The 5,183-nt window shown below is 69.5% G+C and carries 4 protein-coding genes and 1 pseudogene; all 5 read left to right on the top strand.

Features of this window, described 5'->3' with window-relative positions; all coding sequences use genetic code 11:
- On the top strand, positions 1 to 324 hold a 324-nt coding region (locus V7Z54_RS07505; RefSeq protein WP_334135548.1), incomplete at its 5' end, for a LamB/YcsF family protein.
- A 120-nt stretch (positions 325 to 444) separates the two neighbouring features.
- On the top strand, positions 445 to 1,092 hold the full coding sequence (locus tag V7Z54_RS07510; protein ID WP_334135550.1) for a LemA family protein: 648 nt from the start codon (positions 445 to 447) through the stop codon (positions 1,090 to 1,092).
- A 15-nt stretch (positions 1,093 to 1,107) separates the two neighbouring features.
- On the top strand, positions 1,108 to 2,094 hold the full coding sequence (locus tag V7Z54_RS07515) for a TPM domain-containing protein (protein ID WP_334135551.1): 987 nt from the start codon (positions 1,108 to 1,110) through the stop codon (positions 2,092 to 2,094).
- Between the two features lie 2 nt (positions 2,095 to 2,096).
- Positions 2,097 to 2,633: a TPM domain-containing protein gene (locus tag V7Z54_RS07520; protein WP_334135553.1), complete on the top strand. Its 537-nt coding sequence runs from the start codon at positions 2,097 to 2,099 to the stop codon at positions 2,631 to 2,633.
- A gap of 153 nt (positions 2,634 to 2,786) precedes the next feature.
- A pseudogene (locus tag V7Z54_RS07525) lies at positions 2,787 to 5,132 on the top strand (NADP-dependent malic enzyme).
- The last annotated feature ends 51 nt before the right edge of the window (positions 5,133 to 5,183 follow it).

Raw genomic sequence — 5,183 nt, forward strand, 5'->3', positions numbered from 1 at the left:
CACACCGCCCTGCGCCAGCAGCACAACGCGCTACAGCGCTGGATGGCGACACTGCGCACCTACCAGCGCGATGGCCAGCTGACCCCGCGCCGCGAGCCGGGCGCCGTGCTGCACGACGCCGACGCCTGTATCGAACACGTGCTGCGCATGCTGGAAGCTGGTGGCCTGGTGACCCGGGAGGGACACGTGCTGCCCACGCCGATCGACAGCATCTGCGTGCATGGCGACGGCCCCCACGCCGTGGCGACGGCGCGGCAGCTGCGGCTTTCGCTGCAGGCCGCGGGCTGGGCGGCGGCCGCCGCCCGCGGCGCCGCGGTGGCGTGACCGGGCAGCGCGAAAGCACCGCGCGTCCTGGCGGGGTGGCGGGGTCTCGGCAGCCGTGGCCAAGTCTGGCATGATCGGCGCTGGATACAGCCAGCCCGATCGTTTACCGGGGTCCTTGCCATGCCTTCACCGTCGACGCCTGCCCACCCGCCCAGAGGAACCACCCGTCGCCGCTGGCTGACGCTGGCGCTGGCGGTCCCGGGCGCGGTCACGCTGCCTGGCTGCGGCTATAACGAATTCCAGCGCCTGGACGAGGAAGTGCGTGCGGCCTGGGCCGAGGTGCTCAACCAGTACCAGCGCCGCGCCGACCTGGTGCCCAACCTCGTCGCCACCGTGCAGGGCGAAGCCCATTTCGAGCGCGAGACGCTGACGCGCGTCATCGAGGCGCGTGCGCGCGCCACCGCCATCCAGGTTACACCCGAGATGCTGCAGGACCCCCAGGCGCTGCAGCGCTTTCAGGCCGCGCAGGGCGAGTTGGGCAGTGCCCTGTCGCGTCTGCTGGCGGTGGCCGAGCAGTACCCCAGCCTGAAGGCCAACCAGGGTTTTGCCGATCTGCGCGTGCAGCTTGAAGGGACCGAAAACCGCATCGCCGTGGCGCGCAACCGCTACATCCAAGCGGTGCAGCGCTACAACACGCTGGCGCGCAGCTTTCCCACCAACCTGACGGCGATGGTATTCGGCTACGCACCCAAGCCGGGCTTCGCACCCGCCGACGAGGCGTCGCTGGCGGTGCCGCCCAAGGTCGAATTCCCGGCGCCCTCGCGCTGATCAGGGCAGCGGTCCATGGCCCCAGACACGGCCGGCGGGGAGGTGGACGCGTCGCGCCGCTTGGCGCCGGACACGGCCAGGTGGTGTGGTGGGCGAACAGCGGCACGCGGCGGTTGCCTCGTCACTTGGGCGCTGGCCCTGCTGCTGGGTGCACTGGCGCTGCTGGCGGGAACGGCGGCACGGGCGCAGGCGCTGCAGCCGGTGCCGGCGCTCACCGCCCGCGTCATCGACCTGACGGGTACGCTCAGCACCGAGCAGCGCGCTGCACTACAGGCCCGTCTGGCCGCGTTCGAACGCGAGCGTGGCAGTCAAGTGGTGGTGCTGATGGTGCCGACCACCGCCCCGGAGGACATCACGGACTACACCCAGCGTGTCGGCGACGCGTGGAAGATCGGCCGGCGCGACGTCGGCGATGGTGTGCTGCTGGTGGTGGCCAAGGACGACCGGCGGCTGCGCATCGCCACCACGAAGGCGGTGGAAGGTGCCATCCCCGATCTGTTGGCCAGCCGCATTATCGAGCGCGCTATCGTGCCACGCTTTCGCCACGGCGACTACTTCGGCGGCCTGCAGGCCGGAGTGGAGCAGATTTTGGCCGCGTTGGCCGGCGAGCCGCTGCCGCTGCCCGGCGATGTGGCGGCGTCCCCAGGCGCCAGCGTCCCGGATGGGGAAGGGGCGGTGGTGTTTGCCGTGTTCGCCGTGCCGGTGATCGCCACCGTGCTGCGCGCGCTGCTGGGCCGGGTGCTGGGCGCGGTGGGTACGGCCGCGCTGGCGGCGGTCGTGGGTGCCGCCCTCGGCTTGCCGTGGGCGTGGCTTGCGCTGTTGGTGGCGGTGGCGTTCGTGCTGGCGTTGGCCGGGATCACGGTTGGACAGGGTGCGGTGGGAGGGCCGTGGCGTGGGCCCGGTGGCGAGGGCGGCTGGCCGGGTGGCGGGGGACCGGGGGGTGGCTTTTCCTCCGGGGGCGGTGGCAACTTTGGCGGGGGCGGCGCCTCGGGGCGTTGGTGATCATGGGAGCGATCACGCGTCTGCAGCGGCTGTGGCGGCACCTCTGGTGGGACGAACGCGCCAGCCGCCGCTGGCTGGACGATGCGGCCGCCGAGCGGCTGCGCCAGCGCATCGTCGGCAGCGAGGCGCATCACCGCGGAGAAATCCGCGTCTGTGTCGAGGCGGCCCTGCCGCTGTCGTGGCTGTGGCCACCGCCCGATGATGCGGCCATGCCGGTGCGCGTGCGCGAGCGCGCACTGGGCTGGTTCGGCCGCCTGCGCGTCTGGGATACCGAAGACAACGCCGGCGTGCTGATTTATCTGCTGCTGGCCGAGCGCGCCATCGAGATCGTCGCCGACCGTGGGCTGGCCGGGCGCGTCTCAGCGGCGCAGTGGGTGCACGCGGTCGACGGTCTGCGTGGTGCTCTGCGTACCGGGCCGCCCGAGGTGGCGCTGGCGCAGGCCATCGATACCGTGGACGGTTGGCTGAGGGCGCACTTCCCCGCCGTGCCTCAGGACTCCAATCCGAACGAATTGCCCGATGCAGTCGTGCGCGTCTGACCGGGGCCGCGGGGGCCGACAGGCCGATTGCCGCTGATCCGGTCACGGCTGCCAGCACCATGGCGGGACGGGCACGACACCTTTCTACAATGCTCGCATGCCGCCGGCGATGCCGTCTGCGCCCCCGCCGGCCCGAGTGCAGGAGTTCCGTCTATGGCCGACATCGCTACCGATCCGCGCGAGCAGCTCCGGCAGGCCGCGCTCGACTACCACGAACGCCCGACACCTGGCAAACTGGCTGTCACCCCGACCAAAGCATTGTCCAACCAGCGCGACCTGGCGCTGGCGTATTCCCCCGGCGTGGCCGCGCCATAAGAGGCCATCGAGGCCGACCCCGCCAACGCGTTCCGCTACACCGGGCGCGGCAATCTGGTGGCCGTCATCACCAACGGCACCGCGGTGTTGGGGCTGGGTGACATCGGCCCGCTGGCGGCCAAGCCGGTCATGGAAGGCAAAGCGGTGCTGTTCAAGAAGTTCGCCGGCATCGATGTTTTCGATATCGAGATCAACGAAAAGGACCCCGACCGGCTGGTGGACATCATCGCCGCGTTGGAGCCCACCTTCGGGGGTATCAATCTCGAAGACATCAAGGCGCCGGACTGCTTCACCGTCGAACGCAAGCTGCGCGAGCGCATGAAGATCCCGGTGTTCCACGACGACCAGCACGGCACCGCCATCGTGGTGGGGGCGGCCATTCTCAACGGCCTCAAAGTCGTGGGTAAAGACCTCAAGCAGGTCAAGCTGGTGACCAGCGGTGCCGGGGCGGCGGCCCTGGCGTGTCTGAGTCTGCTGGTCAAGCTGGGCCTGCCGCGTGAGCACATTTGGGTGACTGACCTGGCCGGCGTCGTCTACGAGGGGCGCACCGAGCTGATGGACCCCGACAAGGCCGTCTTTGCACAGAAAACCGACGCGCGCACGCTGGCCGAAGTGATCGAGGGCGCGGATGTCTTTCTGGGGCTGTCGGCCGGGGGCGTGCTCAAGCCCGAGATGGTGGCGCGCATGGCCGCGCGCCCACTGATCCTGGCGCTGGCCAACCCCACGCCCGAGATCCTGCCCGAGCAGGTGCGCGCCGTGCGCGACGACGCGGTGATGGCCACCGGGCGCAGCGACTACCCCAACCAAGTCAACAACGTCCTGTGCTTCCCCTATATCTTTCGCGGTGCGCTGGATTGTGGCGCCACCACCATCACCGACGAGATGGAAATCGCGGCGGTGCACGCGATTGCCGAGTTGGCCCAGGCCGAGCAAAGCGAGGTGGTGGCGCAGGCGTACGCGGGTGAAAAACTCGCCTTTGGGCCGGAGTACCTGATTCCGAAGCCGTTTGACCCGCGGCTGATGATCCGCATCGCTCCCGCAGTGGCCGAGGCGGCGGTGCGCAGCGGTGTGGCCACCCGCCCCATCGCCGACCTCGACGCCTACCGCGAGCGGCTACAGAGCTTCGTCTTTGCCTCCGGCACGCTGATGAAGCCGGTGTATGCGATCGCCAAGCAGGCGCGGCACAAATCCATCGCCTATGCCGAAGGGGAGGAGGAGCGCGTGCTGCGTGCCGCCCAGGTGGTGGTGGACGAGGGGCTGGCGCGCCCGGTGCTGATCGGCCGCCCGGCGGTTATTGCGCAGCGCATCGAAAAGTTTGGCCTGCGGCTGCGCGAAGGCACCGACTACGACGTCGTCAATGTCGAGTATGACCCGCGCTACCGCACCTTCTGGCAGGAGTACCACCGTTTGATGGAGCGCCGTGGTGTGACCGAGCAGCTGGCCAAGATCGAGATGCGGCGTCGCCTGACGCTGATTGGCGCCATGCTGCTGCGCCACGGCGATGTGCACGGCCTCATCTGCGGCACCTGGGGCACGGCCGGTATGCACCTAAACTACATCGACCAGGTGATCGGCAAGCGTCCTCACGCACACACCTATGCCGCCATGAACGCCATCTTGCTGCCCGGGCGGCAGGTGTTCCTGGTCGACACCCACATCAACTACGACCCCAGCGCCGAGCAGCTGGCCGAGATCACGCAGATGGCGGCACGCAAGATCATGCGCTTTGGTATCACGCCGAAGGCGGCGCTGCTGTCGCACTCCAATTTCGGCTCATCCGACCAGCCCAGCGCGGTGAAGATGCGGCAGGTGCTGGCGCTGCTGCGCGAGCAGGCGCCGTGGCTGGAGGTGGACGGCGAGATGCACGGCGACGTGGCGCTGGATGCGCAGATGCGGCAGGCCATCATGCCGCGCAGCACCCTCAGCGGCGAAGCCAACCTGCTGGTGTGCCCCAACATCGACGCTGCCAATATCGCCTACAACCTGCTCAAGACCGCGGCCGGCGGCAACATCGCCATCGGGCCGATGCTGCTGGGTGTGGCCAAACCGGTGCACATCCTCACCGCCAGCGCCACCGTGCGGCGCATCGTCAACATGACGGCGCTGACCGTGGCCGAGGCCAATGTCGGCCCGCGAGCAGTGGGCACTTCGGCTGCGGTGGCCGGCGGCACCGCCAATGCTTAAACGCTGGCGCGGCCCAGACGCTGCCGGCCCCTGCCCCGCCCAGCATTGCTG

It is taken from the genome of Tepidimonas sp. (assembly GCF_036824975.1).
Lineage (GTDB): Bacteria > Pseudomonadota > Gammaproteobacteria > Burkholderiales > Burkholderiaceae_C > Tepidimonas.